27 protein-coding genes are annotated in these 22981 nt (G+C 71.2%); 9 read left to right on the top strand and 18 right to left on the bottom strand.

Annotated features, from left to right (window positions below; all coding sequences use genetic code 11):
• Positions 1–392 (top strand): M48 family metallopeptidase (locus tag ACFHYO_RS13180; RefSeq protein WP_394320974.1); only part of this gene is annotated, 392 nt, incomplete at its 5' end.
• Between the two features lie 33 nt (positions 393–425).
• Complete coding sequence (locus ACFHYO_RS13175; protein ID WP_036703497.1) at positions 426–1088, top strand: GntR family transcriptional regulator; 663 nt, start codon at positions 426–428, stop codon at positions 1086–1088.
• 7 nt (positions 1089–1095) lie between these two features.
• Here the strand turns inward: ACFHYO_RS13175 and ACFHYO_RS13170 are convergent, their stop codons facing one another.
• From ACFHYO_RS13170 to scpA, 6 genes are all read right to left on the bottom strand, one after another.
• Positions 1096–2397, bottom strand: coding sequence for a homoserine dehydrogenase (locus ACFHYO_RS13170; RefSeq protein WP_036703498.1), 1302 nt, complete (start codon positions 2395–2397; stop codon positions 1096–1098).
• 117 nt (positions 2398–2514) lie between these two features.
• A complete protein-coding gene (locus ACFHYO_RS13165) occupies positions 2515–2955 on the bottom strand; it encodes a methyltransferase family protein (RefSeq protein ID WP_394320972.1) in 441 nt (146 codons plus the stop codon).
• Positions 2956–2971: 16 nt separating this feature from the next.
• Entirely contained in the window at positions 2972–3487 is a 516-nt protein-coding gene (locus ACFHYO_RS13160; RefSeq protein WP_394320970.1) for a hypothetical protein, read from the bottom strand.
• Positions 3475–4293 (bottom strand): glycosyl transferase, encoded by an 819-nt coding sequence (locus ACFHYO_RS13155; RefSeq protein WP_394320969.1) that lies wholly within the window; start codon positions 4291–4293, stop codon positions 3475–3477. The genes ACFHYO_RS13160 and ACFHYO_RS13155 overlap by 13 nt, the downstream gene beginning before the upstream one ends.
• A 42-nt stretch (positions 4294–4335) precedes the next feature.
• Positions 4336–5271 (bottom strand): hypothetical protein, encoded by a 936-nt coding sequence (locus tag ACFHYO_RS13150; RefSeq protein WP_139306040.1) that lies wholly within the window; start codon positions 5269–5271, stop codon positions 4336–4338.
• Positions 5268–7403 (bottom strand): methylmalonyl-CoA mutase, encoded by a 2136-nt coding sequence (gene scpA, locus ACFHYO_RS13145; RefSeq protein WP_036735711.1) that lies wholly within the window; start codon positions 7401–7403, stop codon positions 5268–5270. The genes ACFHYO_RS13150 and scpA overlap by 4 nt, the downstream gene beginning before the upstream one ends.
• 153 nt (positions 7404–7556) lie before the next feature.
• Here scpA and ACFHYO_RS13140 point away from each other — a divergent pair, with 153 nt between their 5' ends.
• Positions 7557–8048, top strand: coding sequence for a DUF4174 domain-containing protein (locus tag ACFHYO_RS13140; protein ID WP_052176567.1), 492 nt, complete (start codon positions 7557–7559; stop codon positions 8046–8048).
• 122 nt (positions 8049–8170) lie between these two features.
• Here the strand turns inward: ACFHYO_RS13140 and ACFHYO_RS13135 are convergent, their stop codons facing one another.
• The 9 genes from ACFHYO_RS13135 to ACFHYO_RS13095 form a co-directional block, all read right to left on the bottom strand.
• Complete coding sequence (locus ACFHYO_RS13135; RefSeq protein WP_394320967.1) at positions 8171–8872, bottom strand: hypothetical protein; 702 nt, start codon at positions 8870–8872, stop codon at positions 8171–8173.
• 13 nt (positions 8873–8885) lie between these two features.
• Positions 8886–9113: a hypothetical protein gene (locus tag ACFHYO_RS13130; RefSeq protein WP_394320965.1), complete on the bottom strand. Its 228-nt coding sequence runs from the start codon at positions 9111–9113 to the stop codon at positions 8886–8888.
• Positions 9110–11167, bottom strand: coding sequence for an ATP-binding protein (locus tag ACFHYO_RS13125; protein WP_394320963.1), 2058 nt, complete (start codon positions 11165–11167; stop codon positions 9110–9112). The genes ACFHYO_RS13130 and ACFHYO_RS13125 overlap by 4 nt, the downstream gene beginning before the upstream one ends.
• Before the next feature lie 145 nt (positions 11168–11312).
• Positions 11313–11522, bottom strand: a complete 210-nt coding sequence (locus ACFHYO_RS13120) for a YMGG-like glycine zipper-containing protein (protein ID WP_036704463.1) — start codon at positions 11520–11522, stop codon at positions 11313–11315.
• Positions 11523–11669: 147 nt separating this feature from the next.
• Positions 11670–11912: a hypothetical protein gene (locus tag ACFHYO_RS13115; RefSeq protein WP_036704462.1), complete on the bottom strand. Its 243-nt coding sequence runs from the start codon at positions 11910–11912 to the stop codon at positions 11670–11672.
• A 193-nt stretch (positions 11913–12105) separates the two neighbouring features.
• Positions 12106–12507, bottom strand: a complete 402-nt coding sequence (locus tag ACFHYO_RS13110) for a hypothetical protein (RefSeq protein ID WP_168783714.1) — start codon at positions 12505–12507, stop codon at positions 12106–12108.
• 78 nt (positions 12508–12585) lie between these two features.
• A complete protein-coding gene (locus ACFHYO_RS13105) occupies positions 12586–12735 on the bottom strand; it encodes a hypothetical protein (RefSeq protein WP_168783715.1) in 150 nt (49 codons plus the stop codon).
• A gap of 202 nt (positions 12736–12937) precedes the next feature.
• Positions 12938–13747: a DUF6497 family protein gene (locus ACFHYO_RS13100; protein ID WP_394320960.1), complete on the bottom strand. Its 810-nt coding sequence runs from the start codon at positions 13745–13747 to the stop codon at positions 12938–12940.
• Positions 13748–13801: 54 nt separating this feature from the next.
• Positions 13802–15334: an acyl-CoA carboxylase subunit beta gene (locus ACFHYO_RS13095; protein WP_168783717.1), complete on the bottom strand. Its 1533-nt coding sequence runs from the start codon at positions 15332–15334 to the stop codon at positions 13802–13804.
• Between the two features lie 215 nt (positions 15335–15549).
• On the opposite strand from ACFHYO_RS13095, the gene alr reads away from it, so the two are divergent.
• The 6 genes from alr (at position 15550) to ACFHYO_RS13065 (ending at position 20869) form a co-directional block, all read left to right on the top strand.
• The gene (gene alr, locus ACFHYO_RS13090; protein ID WP_394320958.1) at positions 15550–16596 is read left to right on the top strand and encodes an alanine racemase; all 1047 of its coding nucleotides are present in this window, start codon (positions 15550–15552) and stop codon (positions 16594–16596) included.
• Positions 16593–17354, top strand: a complete 762-nt coding sequence (locus ACFHYO_RS13085; RefSeq protein WP_394320957.1) for an MlaE family ABC transporter permease — start codon at positions 16593–16595, stop codon at positions 17352–17354. Before alr ends, ACFHYO_RS13085 begins: the two co-directional genes overlap by 4 nt.
• Positions 17351–18085: an ABC transporter ATP-binding protein gene (locus tag ACFHYO_RS13080; protein ID WP_036712300.1), complete on the top strand. Its 735-nt coding sequence runs from the start codon at positions 17351–17353 to the stop codon at positions 18083–18085. The genes ACFHYO_RS13085 and ACFHYO_RS13080 overlap by 4 nt, the downstream gene beginning before the upstream one ends.
• A 143-nt stretch (positions 18086–18228) precedes the next feature.
• Entirely contained in the window at positions 18229–19338 is a 1110-nt protein-coding gene (locus ACFHYO_RS13075) for a PhoH family protein (RefSeq protein ID WP_036704497.1), read from the top strand.
• A 5-nt stretch (positions 19339–19343) separates the two neighbouring features.
• A complete protein-coding gene (gene ybeY / locus ACFHYO_RS13070) occupies positions 19344–19871 on the top strand; it encodes an rRNA maturation RNase YbeY (RefSeq protein ID WP_052176323.1) in 528 nt (175 codons plus the stop codon).
• Positions 19872–20005: 134 nt separating this feature from the next.
• Positions 20006–20869 (top strand): transporter associated domain-containing protein, encoded by an 864-nt coding sequence (locus tag ACFHYO_RS13065; RefSeq protein WP_052172014.1) that lies wholly within the window; start codon positions 20006–20008, stop codon positions 20867–20869.
• A gap of 3 nt (positions 20870–20872) precedes the next feature.
• Here the strand turns inward: ACFHYO_RS13065 and ACFHYO_RS13060 are convergent, their stop codons facing one another.
• Genes ACFHYO_RS13060 through ACFHYO_RS13050 form a run of 3 tightly spaced genes read right to left on the bottom strand, consistent with a single transcriptional unit; the run spans position 20873 to position 22879 of the window.
• Entirely contained in the window at positions 20873–21694 is an 822-nt protein-coding gene (locus ACFHYO_RS13060; protein WP_394320955.1) for a DUF72 domain-containing protein, read from the bottom strand.
• Positions 21694–22038, bottom strand: a complete 345-nt coding sequence (locus tag ACFHYO_RS13055) for a putative quinol monooxygenase (protein ID WP_394320953.1) — start codon at positions 22036–22038, stop codon at positions 21694–21696. Before ACFHYO_RS13055 ends, ACFHYO_RS13060 begins: the two co-directional genes overlap by 1 nt.
• 4 nt (positions 22039–22042) lie before the next feature.
• On the bottom strand, positions 22043–22879 hold the full coding sequence (locus tag ACFHYO_RS13050; protein ID WP_394320951.1) for a hypothetical protein: 837 nt from the start codon (positions 22877–22879) through the stop codon (positions 22043–22045).
• Between the last annotated feature and the right edge of the window lie 102 nt (positions 22880–22981).

Below are 22981 nucleotides of genomic sequence, written 5' to 3'. Positions count from 1 at the left end.
CCGCGGCGCGGCCGGCGGGGCCGGCGGCGGCGGGGTTCCTCAGGGCGCTGGCGCAGGCGCGGCTCGCCGCCGCGAGCGACCGCCATGCGGCGGCGCTGGGGCGGGGCTTCCGCGCGCTCGTGCTGCGCGACACCCGCTCGCGCTGGGGCAGCTGCACGGCCGATGGGCGGCTCATGTACAGCTGGCGTCTGGCGATGGCGCCGCCTGAGGTGCTCGACTACGTCGCCGCACACGAGGTCGCCCATCTCGCCCACATGGACCACTCGCCGCGGTTCTGGGCGGCGGTCCGGGGCCTCTGCCCGGAGTATGAGACGCACCGGCGCTGGCTGCGGCACAATGGCGCGGGGCTGCATCGCTGGCAGTTTCGCGCCGGCCCCGCGGCGGGCGATTGACAGGCGCCGCGGCTGTGATCACAACCGACGATCATGGCCTCAGCCCCCGCCACGCCCAGCCTGCCCGCCGCGCATGAGCGCCTGTACCGCGCGCTCAGGACCCGGATCATGCTGGGCGAGCTGCCGCCCGGCAAGCCACTGACGCTGCGCGGGATCGCCGCCGAAAGCCGGGTCAGCATGACCCCCGCGCGCGAGGCGGTGCGGCGGCTGGTCGCCGAAGGGGCGCTGTCGCTCTCGGCCTCGGGGCGGGTCGCCACGCCCGAGCTCTCGGTCGAGCGGATCGAGGAGCTGGCGGCGCTGCGCGCGCTGATCGAGCCGGAGCTCGCCGCCCGCGCCCTGCCGCGGGCGCATTTTGCCCTGATCGACCGGCTGGCGGCGATCAACGCGGCCATCGGCGAGGCGGCGCAGGGTCACGACGCGGTGGGCTATATCCGCGCCAACCTCGACTTTCACCGCACGCTCTACCTGCGCGCGCAGGCGCCGGCGATGCTGGCGATGCTCGAGACGATCTGGCTGCAGCTCGGCCCGACCATGCGGGCGGTCTATCAGAAGATGCGCCGCAACGAGGCGCCGCGGCACCACCGCATCATCCTCGCCGCGCTGAGGGCCGGGGACGAGCCGGGGCTGCGGCTGGCGGTCCGCACCGACGTGACGCAGGGGCTGCGCCACCTGCTGCCGGCGGTCGAGGGGCGCTGAGGCCCGCTCAGACCTCTTCGATGCGCAGCTCGACCGGGTCGCCGGTGATGACGCCGGTTTTCGGCAGCACCTGCATGGCGTGGTCGATGGCCTCGGGCGTGGTCTTGTGGGTGACGATCAGCACCGGCGCCTCGCCCGCGTGGTGGCCATACTGGCGCATCCGGTCGATCGAGATGCCTGCATCCCCCAGCACGCTCGCCACCTTGGCCAGCGCCCCCGGCTTGTCGGCCAGCGTCAGGCGCAGGTAATAGGCGGCCGGAACCGCGGTGCGGGCCGGCTGGGGCGAGCCGAGCGTGGTGGCGGGCTGGCCGAACACCGGCATCCGCACGCCGCGGGCGATCTCGATGATGTCGGACATCACCGCGCTCGCGGTCGGGCCTTCGCCCGCGCCGGCGCCGCGCAGGACGATCTGGCCCACGGCGTCGCCCTCGATCACCACCATGTTGGTGCCGCCCTCAAGCTGGCCCAGCGGGCTGTCGCAGGGGACGAGGCAGGGCGACATCCGCTGCTCGAGGCCGCGCCCGGTCATCTGCGCGACGCCCAGCAGCTTGATGCGATAGCCCATGTCGGCGGCGCGGTTGATGTCGTCGATCGAGACCCGCTCGATCCCCTCGATCTCGACCCCGTCAAAGGCGACGCGGGTGCCGAAGGCCAGCGTGGCGAGGATGGCGAGCTTGTGGCTCGCGTCGATGCCGCCCACGTCGAGCGTCGGATCGGCCTCGAGATAGCCGAGGCTGCGGGCCTCCTCGAACACCGTCTCATAGGGCAGGCCGGCGGACTGCATCCGGGTCAGGATATAGTTGCAGGTGCCGTTCATCACCCCCATCACCCGGCGGATGCGGTTCCCGGCGAGGCTTTCGGTGATGGTCTTGATCACCGGGATGCCGCCCGCGACCGCGGCCTCGAAGCGGATCAGCCGGCCGTTCGCCTCGGCCCGCTCGGCCAGCGCCTGGCCGTGGACGGCAAGCAGCGCCTTGTTGGCCGTCACCACGTCCTTGCCATTGTCGAGCGCCAGCTCGATCGTCTCCTTGGCGATGCCGTTCTCGCCGCCGACCAGTTCCACCACCACGTCCACGTCGTCGCGGGTGGCCAGCTCGGTCGCCTGGTCGACCCAGGCATAGGCCGACAGGTCCGCGTCGCGGTTCTTCTGCCGGTCGCGTGCCGAGATGGCGGTGATGACCACCGGCCGCCCGGCGCGGGCCGACAGCAGGTCCGTGTGGGCCTGGATGATCTTGACGACGCCGATGCCGACGGTGCCGAGCCCGGCGATGCCAAGCCGCAGCGGGGCCGGGGGGGAGGTGTCGGACATGGCGTGCCTCTGCTTTCGGGTCGGGGCGGTGTTAGCCCGGCCGCGGGGGGGAAGGCAATCGGGCCGCGTGTCGCGGATCGGGGGCAGGGGAGGCGGCCCGCCCGGAGGCGTGGCGGCTCAGAGCCAGCGGCGGGTGCGTGCCGCCCAGGCGGCGAAGGCGTCCGGGTCGCGGGCGGCCAGCCACGCCTCTTCGCGGCGGATGAAGCGGCGGGTGATGACGGCCGCGAACGCCGGCACCAGCACCAGCGCGGCGAGCGGCTGCCAGATGAGGCAGAGCCCGGCAAGGATGATCGCGTCGGCGAGATAGATCGGGTTGCGCGAGCGGGCATAGACCCCGTGGGTGACGAGCGCCGTGGGCGGGCGGCCCGGGTGCAGCGTCGCCCCGCGCCGGGTCATCGTCCAGGCGGCGGCGATCATCAGCGCCGCCCCCAGCGCGACCAGCCCCCAGCCAATCGGGGCGAGCGCGGTGTAAGGGGCGAGCCGCCCCAGCCCCCAGGCCGCGAGCGCGAAGAGCGCCAGCCACACCGGCGGCAGGTCGAGCGCGCGCAGTCCCCCCATCACCCGGCCCTCCCCATCAGTCCGACGCCCCGCTGCCCTCGTCCAGCCCCTCGATCAGCCGCCCCGCCCGCCGCGCGGCGTCGAGCGTCATGGCGCGGATCGCGGCGAGGTCGGCGGTGTCGATCGTGCCCGCGTAAAGCTCGCCCCTGGTGTTGGCGAAGACCGGCTGCCAGCCGCCCGCGGCCGGGCGCCAGACGGCGTGGCAGAGCAGGTTGCGCCAGTCCTTGATCTCCTCCATCTGCGCGATCAGGTCGCGCTGCGGCGCGGGGTGGGGGCCGCGGCCCAGCACCCGCTCGAGCCGCTCGATCAGCGTGCCGAGCGAATCGGCGGCGACATGATCCATCCGGCGCAGCCAGTCGCGGAAGTCGCGCTCGCGGATGCCGCCCGCCAGACGGTCGCGGTCGAGCGCGAAGATTGCGCGTTTCAGCATGTCCTCGAGATGGCCGAAGCTCGCCACCGTCCAGCCGAGTTCGGCCGCGAGGTCGGGCGGCAGCGGGTGCCAGACCGAGGGATCGCCGTCTATTCGCGCCACAGCCGCTCGACCCATCCGGTTGGCCTGATGTAGTGGCGCAGGTGGCGCGACAGCCCCTCGCGCCGCCGCCCGTCGAAGGCGGCGCGCAGGTGGTCGGCGGGGGCGCGGGGGGTGTCCTCCTCGCTCCACCGTCCGGCGATGGCGTCGGGGGGGTTGAGGCTGCCGGCGAAGATCACGATCCGCGCGCCCGCGGGGATGCGCGGTTCGCGCCAGTAGCGCGCCGGCATCCCCGGCACGCAGTCGCTGCGGAAATGCACGACCCAGCCCTTGGGCCAGAACCGCACCCCGCCCGGCGCGCGGCGGGTGACGAAGCGCTGCTCGAACCGGTACTCGTCCGCGATTCCCTGCGGGTCGGCGGCGAAGATCCGCTGCAACGGGGCGAGGGTGCCGACCCGCATCCGGTAGACCGAGGTCTGGCCCAGCGTCTCGAACGGCTTGATCCGCGTGGGGTTGGTCGCCAGCACGGTGTCGCCCGGATCGCCGAAGCGGAAGAAATCGTCAAGCGAGCCCACGATCACCACATCGAGGTCGAGAAACAGCACCGTCCCGGTGATGTCGCCCAAGTCCCCCCAGAGCCGCGACTTCGGCCATTTGCCGATGGTGTTGGTCGGGGCCTCATAGTCGAAATCGGGCAGGGGCCGCACCGCGATGTCGGGATGCAGCCCGGCGCCGTCATCGGTGAAGCAGATCAGCCGGAACGGCGGCGTGATGTTGCGCGCGATCATCGCCCGCAGGCGGTTGGGATATTCGGGGCCGAACTTGGTGCCCCACTTGATGCAGATGATCTGTTTGACGTCCGCGGTCATGGGCGGAGTGGTGGCATGGGGTGGGGGGAAGGGGCAAGCGGGCTAGGCCACGCCGTTCAACATCCAGCCCTCCCAGTGCACCGCATCGGGGCCGGGCTCATGCGTGATCACCTCGGGTCGTCCGAGCGCCTCGATCATGCCGAGCAGGCCGATCAGGGCGTCGAACTCGTCGCTGTTGGCCTTGGCGCTGCCTGCGCTCACCTCGAAGCCGGCGGTGATGCGCGCCGCCACCGGGTCGGGCAGCTCGACCCCGAGCCGGGCGCAGGATTCCATCACCTTGTCCGTGAGCCGGCGCAGAGACAGGGCATTGCCCTTGTCGACCATCTTCGTCCCGCAGATCGAGGCATAGGACAGCGCCGGATAGGTCTCGGCCAGCACCAGCCGGGTCGAGGCCAGATCGGCGAGCGTTCCGTGGAAGGGCCAGAGGCGCGCGCCTTCAGCGCAGAGCGGCTGCACCGTGGACTCGAGCCCGTGGATTGCGGCCTTGCCGACGGATTTCGGACCAAGCGTCCAGAAGAGGATCTCCCCGCCGCCCGCCTCGCACCCGCGGCGAAGGTCGGCGAGGGTGAGGCCGAGGCCGGTTTCCAGATGCGCTTTCTTCACCGTGCCCTTCACGCCGCCGGTCTGGGGATAGAAGGGCCGGTGGATCGCGATCTGCCCGGCCTCTTGGCAGACGAGGCCCCAGTCGGCCCATGCGCCGCGGCCGATCCGGGCCAGCAGATCCTCGAACCCGTCGAGCCCCGTCAGCGCGCCGTAGCTGGCCGGCACCCCGATGGGAAAGTCGAACCCGGCCAGCACCCGCCCCGTGGCGCTCAGCGCCGGCAACCGCACCGCGAGGTCGCCGGCCGGCTCGAGCAGCACGACCCGCCAGCCGTCACCCGCGCGGGCCGCCACCGCCGACCAGCGCGCGGCGGGCAGGGCGCCCCAGTCCGAGTGGACGAGTATGTCGAAGCCTGCGCCCACGGCGGCGCCCCTCACGCCGCCCGTTTGGCGCGCACGATCTCCATGATCTCGCGCGCCGCGGCGGGGATGTTGGTGCCGGGGCCGAAGATCGCGGCCACGCCGGCGTCGCGCAGGAAGGCGTAGTCCTGCTGCGGGATCACGCCGCCGCAGATCACGATGATGTCCTCGGCCCCCTGCGCCTTCAGCGCCGCGATCAGCTTGGGGGCGAGCGTCTTGTGACCGGCCGCCTGCGACGAGATGCCGACGATGTGGACGTCGTTGTCGATGGCGTCCTGCGCGGCTTCCTCGGGGGTCTGGAACAGCGGGCCCACGTCGACGTCGAAGCCGATGTCGGCGAAGGCGGTGGCGATGACCTTGGCGCCGCGGTCGTGGCCGTCCTGGCCCATCTTGACGACCATCATGCGGGGCCGACGGCCCTCGGCCTCGGCGAAGGCCTCAACGTCCTTCTGGATGTGGGCGAAGCCTTCGTCGCCCTCGTAGGCCGCGCCATAGACCCCTGCCAATGTCTTCACCTCCGCGCGGTGGCGACCGAAGACCTGCTCCATCGCCATGCTGATCTCGCCCACGCTGGCCCGCGCGCGGGCCGCCTCGACCGCGGCTTCCAGCAGGTTGCCGCCCTCGCGGGCGCGCCGCTCGACCTCGGCCAGCGCCGCGTCGCAGGCGGCCTGGTCGCGGGTGGCGCGGATGGTCTCGAGCCGGGCGATCTGCGACGCCCGCACCTTCATGTTGTCGATGTCGAGGATGTCGATCGGGTCTTCCTTGTCCTTGCGGTACTTGTTGACCCCCACGATCACCTCGTCGCCGCGGTCGATCATCGCCTGGCGGCGGGCTGCGGTCTCCTCAATCCGCAGCTTGGGCTGGCCGGTGGCGACGGCCTTGGTCATGCCGCCCATCGCCTCGACCTCCTCGATGATCGCCCAGGCCTTGTCGGCGAGTTCGGCGGTCAGCGATTCGATGTAGTAGGACCCGGCCAGCGGATCGACGACATGGGTGATCCCGGTTTCCTCTTGCAGGATCAGCTGGGTGTTGCGGGCGATCCGGGCCGAGAAGTCGGTGGGCAGCGCAATCGCCTCGTCCAGCGCGTTGGTGTGCAGCGACTGGGTGCCGCCGAGCGCCGCGCTCATCGCCTCGTAGGCCGTGCGGATCACGTTGTTGTACGGGTCGAGCTCGGTCAGGCTGACGCCCGAGGTCTGGCAGTGGGTGCGCAGCATCAGGCTCGACTGCTTCTTGGCGCCGAACTCGGTCATGATGCGGTGCCACAGCAGGCGCGCGGCGCGCAGCTTGGCGATCTCCATGAAGAAGTTCATGCCGATGGCGAAGAAGAACGACAGCCGACCCGCAAAGGCGTCCACGTCCATGCCCGCGGCAATCGCGGCGCGGACGTATTCGCGGCCGTCGGCCAGCGTGTAGGCCAGCTCCTGCACGAGGTTCGCCCCGGCCTCCTGCATGTGGTAGCCCGAGATCGAGATCGAGTTGAACTTGGGCATCTCGGCCGCGGTGTAGCCGATGATGTCGGCGATGATCCGCATCGAGGGCTCGGGCGGGTAGATGTAGGTGTTGCGGACCATGAACTCCTTGAGGATGTCGTTCTGGATGGTCCCCGACAGCACCGCGCGGCTGTGGCCCTGTTCCTCGCCCGCGACGATGAAGTTGGCGAGGATCGGGATCACCGCGCCGTTCATGGTCATCGAGACCGACACCTTGTCGAGCGGGATGCCGTCGAACAGGATCTTCATGTCCTCGACGCTGTCGATGGCGACGCCGGCCTTGCCCACGTCGCCCTCGACCCGCGGGTGGTCGCTGTCATAGCCGCGGTGGGTGGCGAGGTCGAAGGCGACCGAGACGCCCTGCTGCCCGGCGGCAAGGTTGCGGCGGTAGAAGGCGTTCGATTCCTCGGCGGTGGAAAAGCCCGCGTACTGCCGGATCGTCCACGGCCGGCCGGCATACATCGTCGCCCGCGGCCCGCGGGTGAACGGCTCCATCCCCGGCAGGCTGCCCATGTGCGGCAGGTCCGCGGTGTCGGCCTCGGTATAGAGCGGTTTGACGGTGATGCCTTCCAGCGTCTCCCAGTTCAGGCTGTCGGGATCGGCGCCCTTCAGTTCCTTGCTGGCCAGCGCGCGCCACTGGTCGAGATTGGCTTGGGTCATGGCTCGGTCCTTTCCGTTGCGAACGCGGTCGCTATATTCCGGGGTATGATACGGGATTTTCTGGGGCGCGGCAGGGTCGCGCGGAGTGTCGCAGCGGCCGGTCCGGCGCTGCTGGCCTGTGGGGTGGCGGTGTGCGGCGCGGGTGCCTGGGCCATGGGCGCCCCCACGCCCCCGCCCGCGCCGGTGCAGGTCGAGCGGGCGCCGCCAGCGCGGCCGGCGCATGACGCGCCGCTCGGGACGGCCGAGCCGCGCCGGGTGCCGCTGCCCGACCGCACGGTCGAGCTGGAATACCTGCTCGCCCGCGACATCACGCCCGAAGAGCTGCTGTTCCGCCGCCGGGTGGTGGTCGTCTTCGCCGACACCCCCGCCGACCCGGCCTTCACCGCGCAGATGGTGGCGCTGGAGACGCAGGCCGGCCCGCTGATCGAGCGCGACGTGGTGGTCGTCGCCGACAGCGACCCCGCCGATGCGACGGTGTGGCGCCAGCGGCTGAAGCCGAACGGCTTCTCGCTGTTGGTGATCGACAAGGACGGGCAGGTGAAGCAGCGCAAGCCCAGCCCCTGGGACGTGCGCGAGATCGTCCGCGCCATCGACAAGTTCCCGCTGCGCCGGCAAGAGATCGGGCGCATGGGCGTGATGCCGTAGGCGCAGCCGCAGCCGCGCCGCGCCCGAGGCGGATTGAAAATCGCGCCCCGGCAGGTTATATCTGCGGCAGGACCACCAAGGGAGGCTCGCGATGGACACCACATCCTACAATCCCCCGCCCATCACCGGCCGGACCGGCCCGATGCCGGGCTACGCGCGTCGCTGACAGCCTCAGTGGCGCCATGCGCCGCGACCCATGCTTGCAGCCCGGCTTTCGTCTCGACGAGCCGGGCTTTTTCACGCGCCGCGACCAGCTCGGCCACGGCGGCGTTGCCGCTGGTCAGGTGGGTGTGCAGGAACAGCTTGGCGGCGCTGCCGAGGTCGATCGCCTCGACCTTCATCTCGATGTAGTGGCGATACATCCGCGCCGCCCGCTCAGGGCCCACGCGCGCAAGGTCGAGCGCCCGCAGGTCGGCGATCATCGCGCCGATCACCGACAGCTGGTTGTAGTAGCGCACCACCGGATCGACCACGGCGAAGGGCAGCACGTGGATCTCGTCCACGATGGCGGCAAAGACGCGGTCATTGTTCTCGGTCGGGATCACCGGAAAGAACCCCGGCTGGCTCACGATCTGGGCCTCGACCTCGGCCCCGTAGACCTCGAGCCGCTGGGATTCGAGCGTGTCGGTATAGACCCGGATCTCGGCATAGAGCGCGCCCTGCACGTCGCGCACCCGCTCGGCCCGCTGGGCGCGGTCGCGCCTCAGCGTCAGCGCATGGGTGAACACCCACCCCAGCGCCAGGAAACCGCCGGCGATCATCGCCGCCAGCGGCTGGGGCGCCAGAAGGGTGGCGCCGAGGCTCATGGGCTCCGAGGCGTCCAAGACAGTTCCCTCGCTAGGGAAGCATCATCAGAATGCGACGCAACTCGGAGATTGCCTCAGGGCCGAACTGCATCGACTGACTGACCTTGTCCGGCATTTTCCGGCTGGCAGACCCGTAAGTGTCAATCTGCAAGAAGGTCGTGCCGCCGATTTCGACGATGCTATAAGTTGCCCGTGCCGGTTCGTGCGTCGATGGACGCTCGATTGGCTTGAGTTCGAAAGAAGAAATCCCCGCCATCATTCGAACTCCATGATCACGTCATCGACCTTGAGGCTCTCACCCGGCGCGGCGTTGACCGACTTGACCGTGCCGCGGCGCTCGGCGCGCAGGATGTTCTCCATCTTCATCGCCTCGACGGTGGCCAGCGCCTGACCCTCCTGCACCTCGTCGCCCTCGACCACGTTGATCTTCACCACCAGCCCGGGCATCGGGCAGAGCAGGAACTTCGACGTGTCGGGCGGCAGCTTCTCAGGCATCAGCCGGGCGAGCTCGGCGGTGCGCGGACGGCGCACATGGGTCTTGAGGTTGGCGCCCCGCGTCCTGAGCCGCAGCCCGGCCGGGATGCGGTCCACCTTGAGCGCCAGCGGCGCGCCGTCGACCTGGATGCGGGCCAGCGACTGCCCGGGCAGCCAGTCGCTTTCCACCCGCAGGTCGCGCCCGTTGACGCGCACGGTCGAGCCGGCCTTGTCCGCCGTCACCCGCACCGGGAACTCGCGCCCGTCGAGCGTCACCACCCAGTTCTCGCCCACGTGGCGTTCGTGGTTGTCGAGCCGCCCGGTGATCCGGGTGCGCCGGATCTCGGCCACGCGGTGCATCGCGGCGGCGGCCGCCGCCACCCGCTCGAGCTCGGGCTCGGAGAGCGTCGCGCCCTGGAACCCCTCGGGGTATTCCTCGGCGATGAAGGCCGTCGAGATGTCGCCCGAGACGAAGCGCGGATGGTCCATCACGGCGCTGAGGAAGGGCAGGTTGTGGCCGATCCCCTCGACCTCGAACCCGTCGAGCGCGGTGCGCATCGCCTCGATGGCCTGCCCGCGGTCGGGCGCCCAGGTGCAGAGCTTGGCGATCATCGGGTCGTAGAACATCGAGATCTCGCCGCCCTCGTAGACGCCGGTGTCGTTGCGGACCCCGGTGGCGGCGGCGGGCGGTTCGTCGCCGGGCTGGGCCGGCACCCACTTGTCCGCCGCCTGCAGCGGGCCGGCGGCGGTCTCGACCGGCGGGCGGTAGCGGGTCAGACGGCCGATCGAGGGCAGGAAGTTGCGATAGGGGTCCTCGGCATAGAGCCGGCTCTCGATCGCCCAGCCGGTGATGGTCAGGTCGTCCTGGGTGAAGGGCAGCGGCTCGCCTGCCGCGACACGGATCATCTGCTCGACCAGATCGACCCCGGTGATGAGCTCGGTCACCGGATGCTCAACCTGCAAACGGGTATTCATTTCAAGGAAGTAGAAGTTCTTGTTCGCGTCGACGATGAACTCGACCGTGCCGGCCGAGGCATAGCCCACGGCCTTGGCCAGCGCGCAGGCCTGCTCGCCCATCGCCTTGCGGGTCGCGGCGTCGAGGAAGGGCGAGGGCGCCTCTTCGATGACCTTCTGGTTGCGGCGCTGGATCGAGCATTCGCGCTCGTGCAGGTAGACGCAGTTGCCGTGGGTGTCGGCCAGCACCTGGATCTCGATGTGGCGCGGCTGGGTGACGAACTTCTCGATGAAGATGCGGTCGTCGCCGAAGCTGTTCGCGGCCTCGTTGCGCGAGGACTCGAAGCCTTCGCGCGCCTCCTGGTCGTTCCAGGCGATCCGCATCCCCTTGCCGCCGCCGCCGGCCGAGGCCTTGATCATCACCGGATAGCCGATCTCGGTCGAGATCCGCACCGCCTCGTCGGCGTCGGCGATCAGCCCCATGTAGCCGGGCACGGTCGAGACGCCGGCCTCTTGCGCGATCTTCTTCGAGGTGATCTTGTCGCCCATCGCCTCGATGGCGCCAGACGGCGGGCCGATGAAGACCACACCCTCTTTCTCAAGAGCCTCGGCGAACTTCATGTTTTCGCTGAGGAAACCGTATCCCGGATGGACGGCTTCGGCGCCGGTCTGGCGGATTGCGTCCATGATCTTGTCGATCACGATATACGATTGGTTGGCCGGCGAGGGGCCGATGTGGACCGCCTCGTCCGCCATCCGCACGTGCAGCGCATTGCGGTCCGCGTCGGAATAGACGGCGACGGTGGCGATCCCCATCTTGCGCGCGGTCTTGATGACGCGGCAGGCGATTTCCCCGCGGTTGGCGATCAGGATCTTCTTGAACATCTAGGCCCCTCGATGGCGCGAGAACGAACGAAAGACGCCGCCCCGGTCGCTGGGACCGGGACGGCGTGGCAGGGCGCGGACGGCGTGCGCCGCGCAGGTCAGGTCGGCCGCGCCGCTGCAAAGGCAGCCGGCGCGCAGGCCGGTGTTATTGGCAGAGCCGCACGTCGTCGCAGAGCGCGCCGCCGACAGCGCCGATCGCGGCGCCCTTGGCGACGGATTTGCCCGAGATGTCGGCGATGACCGCACCGGTGCCGGCGCCGATGAGGGCGCGGTCCATGTCGGTCGGCTGGATGTTCTGGGTGCAGCCGGCCAGCAGGGCGGCCGAGATGCCGGCGAGAAGAAGGGTCTTGGACATGAGATGTCTTTCTGTTCGAGGCCGGGTCCGCGGAACGCATCCGCGACGGAACCGGCAGGTTGGATCAGGTGAACCCCCGCGTCGGCCCGGCTGGACCGGGACCGGGCGCGAGGGTCAGGGCCGAGCCCGCGGCGGGCTTCGTCCCGATTACTGGACGCAGACGCCGGCGTCGTCGCACAGCGCACCGGCGGCACCGCCGATGAGCGCGCCGGTCGCGACGTTGCCGTCAACGGCCTTGGCGACGACGGCCCCGGCGAGGGCGCCGCCCGCCGCGCGCTGCACGTCGGGCGCGAGGCCGGTGTTGTAGCCATAGCCGCCCTGCTGGGCGCAGGCCGAGAGAGCCACCGACACGACGACGACGCCCGCAAGGCGGAAGAGAGACTTCTGCATGATGATCTGCCTGTCTGCTGGGCCCGTTGGCGGGCCGGTTTGATGTTCCGGCACACTATGTCACGGGCGCAACCGGCGTCAAACTGACAACCCGGTGAAGCCACCGCGAGCAGCGGGAAGCCGCACATTGACCCGTCCGCGCGGGTCGGGTGAGCGGGCGTCGGGCAGGCGGGGGCGCGGGGCGGGACGACGGTCATGCGTCGTCCTCGTCGTCGAAATCGTCGTCGTCCCAGCCGAAATCGGGGGGCGTGTCGGGGGCGAAGAGCTCGGGGAAGTTCGCCTCGGCCTTCTTCAGGTCGACGCGGAGGAGCTGTTCGTAGCTGGTCGGGTCGAGCTTGCCGACCGCGACGACCTCGCGCCCCAGCAGCCAGGACAGCCGGCCCGCGTCGAGGTTGCCGCGCTCGAACGGCTCGTCGCCGAAATGTTCGATGAGGGCGGCGAGGAAGGCCGTGTCGGCGCGCCGGTCGAGCGGCGAGCGGTCACGGAAGCGCTCGCGCGCGATCAGCTTGGTCGCGCCCTTGTTGTTGGCGCGGCGGATGACGAACTGCAGGTCCGACGACGGCAGCCGCCCCGGAAAGCCGCGGTGCTTCAGCATGGCGCGCCCTCGTTGAGGGGGCGCAGCGGCGCCGGGGGGTGGGGTTGGCGCGGACCCGATGGCCCGCGCCGGACGGCCTCAGTTGCGGCCGTACTTGCCCTGGAACACGGGCTCGGGGGTGACGGCGGTCGGCTGGACGACCGTGGTGGTCGTGGGCTGCGGCTGGCAGGCAGCCAGGACGCTGGTGGCTGCGGTGGCTGCCAGCAGAAGGACGAGTTTCTTGGACATGGACTGCTCCTGTGATGCGGGGCTTGGGTGCCCCGGCTGTTGCCTGTCGTGACCGCGACCTGCGGCCGACGCGGCATGCTAACCGCGCCCGCCCGCCGCCGACAGCGGGGCGACGCCGCGCGAGGCGCTGGCTGTGGCAGGCTTGCATCATCGCCGGTCCGGCCGTCGGCGCGGATGGCGCGGGAGGTGGGGCAGGGGCGCATCACATCGGCTCCCACACGCAGGCCTCGCGGTCGCGGGGGACGCTGAACCCCTCAAACAGCTGGACGATGGCGGGGTCGAAACTGCCGAACGGGCTCGGGGCCGAAGCCATCGAGATCACGATCTGCGTCGGCCGCGGGTTCATCGCCTTGAGCCGCGGCAGGGCGTAGTTCTCGCACAGGAACTGGATGTCGCGGTGCACTGGGTCCTGCATCAGAAGGTCCGGTGCGGCCGGCAGCACCGGCCCGTCCATCGCCCCCGGCTCGCCCGCGACGGCGGCCAGATCGCCGCCCGCCTCGTCCGCCGCGCCGTCGCCGCCCGGCAGGGCCGCGTCGGGGGCTGCGAGCTCCGACGGCAGCGGCGCGTCGATCTCGCCCCCGTCGCCCGGCAGGACAGGGGTGATCGAGATACCGCTCGACCCCGCGCCGCCCCACGCCGGATCGCCGGCGCCGGCGCCGGCGCCGTGGCCCTGGTCGGGAACTGCCTCGATGACCAGATCCCCCAGCGCCGCGTCAAGCTCGGCCTGCTCGGCCGGGCTCAGCGGGCGCGTGTCCTGCGTCCCCTCGACCATGTCGGCCGGCAGATGGTCGGCAAGGTCGGCCGGATCGACCGCCGGCACCACGTCCTCGAGCGCCGGCATGACGAAGCGGAACCGCGCCACGAGGCCCATGCCCGGCACCCGGTCGGTGATCTCTTCCTGCAGCCAGACCTCGGCGCCCGACGGCACCTCGACGCGCTCATGCGCGGCGTCGGCGGCGGCGCCGACCGCCACGGGGGCGGCCGCCTGGGCAAGAAACAGCGTCACGGTCATCGGGATCAGGGCGCGCAGGGAAGCCTCGGGTGAGAGCGGTCGGGGCGGGTCAGGTCACAGCGGGATGTTGTCGTGCTTCTTCCACGGGTTGGTCAGCTGCTTGTTGCGCAGGCTGGCGAAGGCGCGCGCCACCCGGCGGCGGGTCGAGCGGGGCTGGATCACCTCGTCGATGAAGCCCTTTTCGGCCGCCACGAAGGGGTTGGCGAAGCGGTCCTCATAGTCCTTGGTCCGCTCGGCGATCCGGTCCTTGTCGCCCAGCTCGCTGCGATAGAGGATCTCGACCGCACCCTTGGCTCCCATCACCGCGATCTCGGCGGTGGGCCAGGCATAGTTGAAATCGCCGCGCAGGTGCTTCGAGGCCATGACGTCATAGGCCCCGCCATAGGCCTTGCGGGTGATCACCGTGACCTTCGGCACGGTCGCCTCGCCATAGGCGAACAGCAGTTTCGCGCCGTGCTTGATGACCCCGCCGTATTCCTGCGCCGTGCCGGGCAGGAAGCCGGGGACGTCCACCAGCGTCAGGATCGGGATGTTGAAGGCATCGCAGAACCGCACGAAGCGCGCGGCCTTGCGGCTCGAGTCGATGTCGAGGACGCCCGCCAGCACCATCGGCTGGTTGGCCACGACGCCGACCGTCTGCCCCTCGATCCGCACGAAGCCGATGATGATGTTGCCGGCGAAATCCTTCTGGATCTCGTAGAAATCGCCCTCGTCGGCGATTTTCGCGATCAGCTCCTTCATGTCGTAGGGCTGGTTCGGGTTGTCGGGGATCAGCGTGTCGAGCGACGCCTCGATCCGCGCCGGGTCGTCGAAGAACGGCCGGGTCGGGGCCTTGTCGCGGTTCGACAGCGGCAGGAAGTCGAAGAGCCGGCGGATCTCGGTCAGCGCCTCGACGTCGTTGTCGAAGGCCCCGTCCGCGACCGAGGATTTCTTGGTGTGGGTCGAGGCGCCGCCGAGCTGCTCAGCCGTCACCACCTCGTTGGTCACCGTCTTGACCACGTCCGGGCCGGTCACGAACATGTAGGACGTGTCCTTCACCATGAAGATGAAGTCGGTCATCGCCGGCGAATAGACCGCGCCGCCCGCGCAGGGTCCCATGATGACGCTGATCTGCGGGATCACGCCCGAGCCCATGATGTTGCGCTGGAAGACCTCGGCATAGCCCGCGAGGCTGGCCACGCCCTCCTGGATCCGGGCCCCGCCCGAATCGTTGAGCCCGATCACCGGCGCGCCGTTCTGCATCGCCATGTCCATGATCTTGCAGATCTTCTGGGCGTGGGTTTCCGACAGCGAGCCGCCGAAGACGGTGAAGTCCTGGCTGAACACATAGACCATGCGGCCGTTGATCGTGCCCCAGCCGGTGATCACGCCGTCGCCGTAGGGGCGGTCGTCCTGCATCCCGAAGTCGGTCGAGCGGTGCCGGACGAACATGTCGAACTCTTCGAACGACCCCTCGTCGAGCAGGATGTCGAGCCGTTCGCGCGCGGTCAGCTTGCCGCGGGCGTGCTGGGCGTCGATTCGCCGCTGGCCGCCGCCAAGCCTCGCCTCGGCGCGAAGTTGCTCGAGCTGTCCCGGAATGTCCTTCATCGCCGCCCTCTGTGGTTCGCATGCCTGTGTTCGGGTTGCGCGGGACCATAAGGCGCGCGCGATGCGCCGCAAAGCGGAAAGCGGAAACTTTGCAAACTACGTTGGGAAACCGCTGCTTAAACTGAAAAGCCGTATAGGTGGCGCGTGCGGGTGCCGCGCCCCGGCCGTGTGGCGAAGTCTTGACGCCGCGCCGGGGCGGGGCCATGCCCCCCGGCATGGGACTGACGATCGATCTGGCCGCCATCGCGGCAAACTGGCGCGCCCTCGCCGCGCGGGCGCCGGGTGCGCGCCCGGGCGCCGTGGTCAAGGCCGACGCCTACGGCTTGGGCGCCGCGCGGGTGGCGCCGGCGCTTTATGCCGCAGGGGCGCGGGATTTCTTCGTGGCGCAGGCGGGCGAGGGGCGGGCGATAAGGCCGCTGCTCGGGGCCGACGCGCGCATCTTCGTGCTGTCGGGGCATATGCCGGGGCAGGACCTGACCGGCCTCGTGCCGGTGCTGAACAGCCCCGAGCAGTTCTTCCGCGACCGCGCGCTGCGCCCGCGCGGCGCCTTCGGCATCCAGCTTGACAGCGGCATGAACCGCCTGGGGTTCGAGCCGGCCGAGTGGGCCGCCGTCCGCGCCGAGGCGCTCGCCGCACCGACCGGCGAGGGCACCGGCCCGGCGCTGGTCATGTCGCACCTGATGTGCGCCGACGAACCCGACCACCCCGCGAACGCGGCGCAGCTTGCCGCCTTCCGCAGCATGACCGAGGGGGTCGCCGCGCCCCGCTCGCTCTCGGCAACCGGCGGCATCCTGCTCGGCCCCGACTATCACTTCGACGTGACGCGGCCCGGCATCGGGCTCTACGGCGCCGAGCCCTTCACCGACGCTCGCCCCGTGGTGCGGCTGGCGCTCGAGGTGATCCAGACCCGCTGGGTCGAGCCGGGCGAGGCGGTGGGCTACGGCTGCACCTGGACCGCGCCGCGCCGGTCGCGGATCGCCACCGTCTCGGCGGGTTACGCCGACGGGCTGCTGCGGTCGCTGACCGGGAAGGACGTGCGACTCTGGGCCGGCGCGCGGTTCGCGCCGATTGTCGGGCGGGTGTCGATGGACCTGATCACCGCCGATGTGACCGACCTGCCCGAGGTGCCGGCCGAACTCGAGATCCTGAACGACCGTCAGGGCGTGGACGCGCTGGCCGCGAAGGCGGGCACGATCGGCTACGAGATCCTGACCTCGCTCGGGGCGCGCTATGCCCGCCGCTGGGTGGGCGAGGGGGCGTGAACCCGCTTGCGGCCCTCGGCCGGGTCACGCTGCGGGTCGTGCGCGGCGTGGGGCAGGTGGCGATCTTCGCCGCCCGCGGCCTGGCCGCGCCGGGCTTCCACCCCACGCTGCTGGCGCGCCAGTTGCTGCGGATCGGCTGGCTCTCGCTGCCGGTGGTGGGGCTGACGGCGCTCTTCACCGGCGCGGCGCTGGCCCTGCAGATCAACTCGGGCGGCGAGCGGTTCCAGGCCGGCGACGTGGTGCCGGCCATCGTCGCCATCGGCATGGTCCGCGAGCTCGGCCCCGTTCTCGGTGGGCTGATGGTGGCGGCGCGCGTCGCCTCGTCCATCGCCGCCGAGATCGGCTCGATGCGGGTGAGTGAGCAGATCGACGCGCTGGTCACGCTCTCGACCGACCCGATGGGCTGGCTGGTCACGCCGCGGCTGTGGGCGGCGATCCTGTCGGTGCCGGTGCTGGTGGCGGTCGGCGACGCGATCGGGATCATGGGCGGCTGGCTGGTCGGGACGACCGCGCTGGGGTTCACCTCGCAGGCCTATATCTCGAACTCCTGGGCCTATCTCGAAAGCTGGGACGTGCTGTCGGGGTTGATCAAGGGCGCGGTGTTCGGGGCCATCGTGGCGCTTGCGGGCTGCTGGTTCGGGATGCACGCGGGCCGCGGGGCCGAGGGCGTGGGCCGGGCCACGACCAACGCGGTAGTCGCCGCCTCGGTCGGCATCCTCGCCGCCAACTTCGTCCTGACCGGGCTGTTCTTCACATGACCGCACCCCCCGTCATCGAGGTCCGCGGCCTCGCCAAGTCCTACGGCGCCACGCCGGTGCTGGACGGGCTCGACCTCGCCGTGCCCCGTGGCGAGAGTCTCGTCGTCATCGGCGGCTCGGGCACCGGCAAGTCGGTGCTGCTGCGCACTATCCTCGGGCTCGAGACGCCGGACGCGGGCGCGGTCCTGCTGAACGGCGCGGCCAGCACGGCTGCGGTCCGGGCCGCCTTCATGCGCGACTTCGGAATGCTGTTCCAGAATGCGGCGCTGTTCGACAGCCTGCCGGTCTGGCGCAACGTCGCCTTCCGCCTCATCCGCACCATGCCCGCGGCCGCCGCGCGGGCGCGCGCGGTCGAGCGGCTGGCGCGCGTGGGCCTCGGCCCCGAGACGGCCGACCGGATGCCGGCGGAACTCTCGGGCGGGATGCGCAAGCGCGTGGGCCTCGCCCGCGCCATCGCCGCCGACCCGCGGGTGATCTTCTTCGACGAGCCGACGACCGGCCTCGACCCGCAGCGGGCGGCGGCGATCAACGCGCTCATCCGCGGCATCGTGACCGAGACCGGCGCCACCGCCGTCACCATCACCCACGACATGACCAGCGTGCGCACCATCGCTGACCGGGTGGCGTTCCTCGCCGGCGGGCGCATCGCCTGGGCGGGTGGCGTGGCCGAGATGGACGCCGCCCCCGACCCGCGCCTGCGCGATTTCGTCGAGGGCCGCCCGCGCGACTGAGCGGCGGGGCTGGGCAGCCCCCTCGGGCTGGACAAAAATATCCCCGCCGGAGGCCGCCGGCCCCCCCGGGGCCGGCTTTCCCTTGCCATCCCGGGACGCGCTTGCAAGATGGACCGGACGCATCCGATGAGGAAACCGCCCCCGTGGGTCTGACCCCGACGAACACTGCCGCCCCCGCCCATTCCGGCGAAACCCTGCTGGAATTTCCCGACAACCGCCTGCTGATCGACCTCTGCGGGCCGCACGACCGGCACCTTGCCCGGATCGAGCAGGCGCTCGGCGTCCATGTCCTGCGCCGCGGTAACCTGCTGGCCGTGGTGGGCCCCGCCGAGGCCCAGGCGGACGCGGCGCAGGTGCTGCGCGGCCTCTATGCCCGGCTCGAGCAGGGCCGCCCGGTCGAGATGGGCGAGGTCGAGGCCGCGCTCAGGATGGGCGGAGAGCCGGACGGCGCGCCGTCCCCCACGCCCGCCGAACAGCTCGAGATGTTCCAGCACGGCCCGGTCGAACTGCGCACCCGCAAGAAGACCGTCGAGCCGCGCACCGAGGCGCAGAAGGACTATGTCCGGTCGCTCTTCGCCAACGAACTCGCCTTCGGCATCGGCCCGGCGGGCACCGGCAAGACCTATCTCGCCGTCGCTGTCGGCGTGACGATGCTGATCGGCGGCCATGTCGACAAGATCATCCTGTCGCGCCCGGCGGTCGAGGCGGGCGAGCGTCTGGGCTTCCTGCCCGGCGACATGAAGGACAAGGTCGACCCCTACATGCAGCCGCTCTACGACGCGCTAAACGACTTCCTGCCCGCCAAGCAGATGGCCAAGCTGATCGAGGAGAAGCGGATCGAGATCGCGCCCTTGGCCTTCATGCGCGGCCGAACGCTCGCCAATGCCTTCGTGGTGCTGGACGAGGCGCAGAACGCGACCTCGATGCAGATGAAGATGTTCCTGACCCGTCTGGGCGAGGGCTCGCGCATGGTCATCACCGGCGACCGCACGCAGGTGGACCTGCCGCGCGGGGTGCAGTCGGGGCTCAAGGACGCCGAGCGCATCCTCAAGGGCGTGCCGGGGATCTCGTTCAGCTACTTCACCGCCTCGGACGTGGTGCGCCACCCGCTGGTCGCGCGGATCATCCACGCCTACGACGCCGATGACGAGACCGCCGCCGCCCGCGCCGCCGAGGCCCCGCCCGAGGGCTACGGCGCCTATCCCCCGCGCCGCGACCCGTGGCGGCGCGCCCCGGGCGGAGAGCCGGCATGATCGGCATGGACGAGCCGGACGCGCCCGGGCCGGAGGACGCGCACCACCCGTCGCCGGTCGATCTGGTGATCGAGGACGAGCGCTGGCTTGACGTGGACCTGGGCGGCATGGCCGAGCGGGCGGCCGAGGCAACGACGCGCCATCTCGGCATCGACGCGGTCGAGATCGTTGTGATGGGCTGCGACGACGCGCGCATCGCGGCCCTGAACGCGCATTTCCGCGGCAAGCCCGTGCCCACCAACGTGCTGAGTTGGCCCTCGACCGAGCCGCCCCCGCGCGGCCCGGGCGAGGTGCCGCCGCCGCCCGAGGGCGACGAGCTGGGCGACATCGCCATCAGCTTCGACACCTGCGCGCGCGAGGCCACCGAGCAGGGCAAGCCCTTCGCCGATCACGTCACGCACCTTCTGGTGCACGCGATCCTGCACCTTGCCGGCTACGACCACGAGGCCGACGCCGACGCGGAAACCATGGAGGATGCCGAGCGTTCGATCCTCGCCGGTCTGGGCATCCCCGACCCCTATCACGAGAGCTGAGCGTGCCGACCCCGTCCTCCTCCCTGCCGCAACCGCCTGCACGTTCGACCGACGGCACGGCAGACCCCGACGCCGCGTCCGAGCCGCGATCGCCCGTCACCGCCTCCGCTGCCCATGCCGACTGGTCGGACGGGATCGGCGGCGAGGGGCGCGACCTGCCGCAGTCGCGCGGCTTCCTCGGCCGCATCCTCACGCGCTTCGCCTCGGCCGGGAACGGCGGCGACGACGAGGCCCCCGATTCGATGATGGAGGCCGCGACCAGCGCCGCGGCGCCCTCGATCCTCAACCTGCGGCGCAAGACGGTGGACGATGTGGCCGTGACCAAGGCCGACATCGTCGCGGTGCCGGTCACCGTCGGTCTGCCCGAACTGGTCGAGGTCTTCCGCGAGCACGGCTATTCGCGCGTCCCCGTCTATCGCGGCGATCTGGACCAGCCGCTCGGGCTCGTGCTCTTCAAGGACCTGGCGATGAAGCACGGGTTCGCGGGCAAGGGCCCGGTGCCGCGCTTTGCGCTGCGCCCGCTGCTCAGGCCGCTGCTCTACGTCCCCGGCTCGATGCCCATCGGCGCGCTCTTGCAGCAGATGCAGCAGAAGCGCATCCACATGGCGCTGGTGATCGACGAATACGGCGGGGTGGACGGGCTGGTGACGCTCGAGGACCTGGTCGAGCAGGTGATCGGCGCCATCGACGACGAGCATGACGAGGGCGAGGCCGGGCTCTGGGTGCAGGAGCGGCCGGGCCAGTGGATGATCCTCGCCCGCGCGCCGATCGAGCAGGTCGAGGCGGCCATCGGCGTCAAGCTCGTCTCGGGCGTCTACGAGGAAGAGATCGACACGCTGGGCGGGCTGATCTTCATGCTCGCGGGCCACGTGCCGGTGCGCGGCGAGATCGTCACCGACGACAGCGGCGTGCAGTTCGAGGTGATCGACGCCGACGCCCGCCGCATCAAGCGGGTCCGCGCGCGCCTGCCCGACACCCCGCATCCGCCGGCGGGGTGAGGCTCAGCCCACCCGCCGGATCAGTTCGAGCGCGGCGAGGGGGTTCAGCGCCTTGTGCCCCGAGATCACGAACAGGAACACCTCGCGCGGGGTGTCTTCGGCGAGCGGCGCGCCGAGCGGCGCGAGCCCCTCGGGCTGCTGCCCCGCCGCCAGTTGCCGCACCCGGCGCGCCCACTCATCGAGCGCCCGGGGCGCGTAGCCGGCCTTGTAGCGCTCGGTCGTCCCCATGATCCGCAGGTAGCTGATATCCGCCGTCTGGTCGGCGATCATCGGATAATCGCTGTCGGCGGCCAGCACGATGGCCACCCTCCGCTTACGGCAGGCCGCGACCACCTCCGCGCAGGCGAACGAGGGGTGGCGCAGCTCGACCGCGTGGCGCAGCCGCTGGTCGCCCGCCTGCGCCGGCAGCAGGTCGAGGAAGGCCGCGAAATCCTCAGGATCATAGGCCTTGGTGGGCGCGAGTTGCCACAGGATCGGGCCGAGCGCCGTGCCCAGCCGGTCGATGCCGCTGTCGGTGAACCGGCGGATCGACTCGCCCGCTTCGGCCAGCTTGCGCTTCTGCACGGCGTAGCGCGGCGCCTTGAGCGCCAGCACGAACCCCTCGGGCACCGCCGCGCGCCAGGCGGCGAAGGTCTCGGGCGTCTGGGTGCGGTAGAAGGTGCCGTTGACCTCGATCGCGGTCAGGCGGCTGGCGGCGTGGGCGAGCTGGTCGGCCTTGCGGAGCCCCGCGGGGTAGAAGGTGTCGTTCCACGGGTCATAGCTCCACCCGCCGACGCCGATGCGGATCGGGCCCTGCGCGTCGGCGGTGCGGGCGGGGCGCGCCATCAGGCGGCGTCGATGCGGTGGATCGACCGCGCGATCCCCGCCGTCGCCGCGCCCCAGGGGCTGGCGGTGGTGCGTTCCTTGTGGGCCTCGAGCGCGGCCTCGTCGGCGAACAGCTCCTCGACCTGCCAGACCAGCGGATCGTCGGTCTGGCTCAGCGCGAAATGCAGGCAGCCCGGCTCGGCGCGGCTGGCCGCGCTATGCTCAGGCGCGTGGGCGAGCACCGCCATCAGTTCGCCCGCATCGGCGCAGGTGAGCGTGCCTGACAGCGCGACCTGCGCACCGGTTGGGGCGGCGCGGCCGTGGCTGGCCGAGGGTCCGTGATGCTGTCCGCAGGCGCAGGTCATCGGCTCACCTCGCAATGAGAGCGGCGAAATCGGGGAAGCGGCGGCCCGCGTCAGGGCTGGGCGCAAGGTCCAGCGCCTCGGCGGCGGCATAGGGATCGTCGCCGGTGCCCGGGTGGCAGGCCTTGAGATAGCGCAGGCTGACCGCCTCGCTGGCGCCGAAGACCTGCGGCAGGTCAAGCACCTGCCAGCTGCCGTCCGCATCGGCAAAGGCCGGGCGACGGGACGAGCAGAAATACTGATCGGTGAACGGCGCGCTCCACTCGAGGCCCGCCTCGGGATGGGCGGGATAGTCGTCGGGATACTCGGCCGATGCCGCGCGCGCCGTGACCTCGACCCGCCGGCCGGGGATCGCGGCGCTGCCCTCGCCGATCTGGCGCGCGGCCGACTGGATGACCCAGGTGCAGCCGCCCATGTGGCAGCGCGCGCCAAACGCCGTGCGGCGTTCCGCCTCGGTCGGCGGCGTGCCGCCCCTGGCGCAAGCGCCCGGAGCGTCGCCCGGGTCGCGGACGCAGACGGTGAGGCCGGTGGCGGCCCAGCAGGCGCCGTCCGCCTGCCGCGCGGCGGTGCCCCAGGCCCGGCCGTCCGAGCCCGAGAGCCGTCCCCGCCCCTTGCCGGTGACGTCGAGCGACAGGCTTTCGGCGCCCCCGAAGCGGCGGCCGTCGTCCATGCGGATGTCGAAGCTGCCGCCCTTGCGTGGCGTGAAGCGGCACGGCCCGTCGATGCGCGCGCCACCCAGCGTGACCTCGCACACCGCGGCCTGCGGGGCGGCGGCGACAGGGGTTCCCGACAGGCCGGCGAGGAGGGCGATGGTGAGGGCGAGGAGCGTCGGTCCGGGTGTCATCGTCTCGTCTGCCGCGCGGGTACCGGGGGGAGGATGCGCCAGCCCGGCCGCGATGCCAAGAGGCGGGTGGAGCGGCGATGGATGATTGAGGCGCGGCGGCGG

This window comes from Paracoccus panacisoli (assembly GCF_042435015.1).
Lineage (GTDB): Bacteria > Pseudomonadota > Alphaproteobacteria > Rhodobacterales > Rhodobacteraceae > Paracoccus > Paracoccus panacisoli.
Note: the sequence above shows the minus strand (reverse complement) of the source record. Positions and strands in the feature narration are given on the sequence as shown.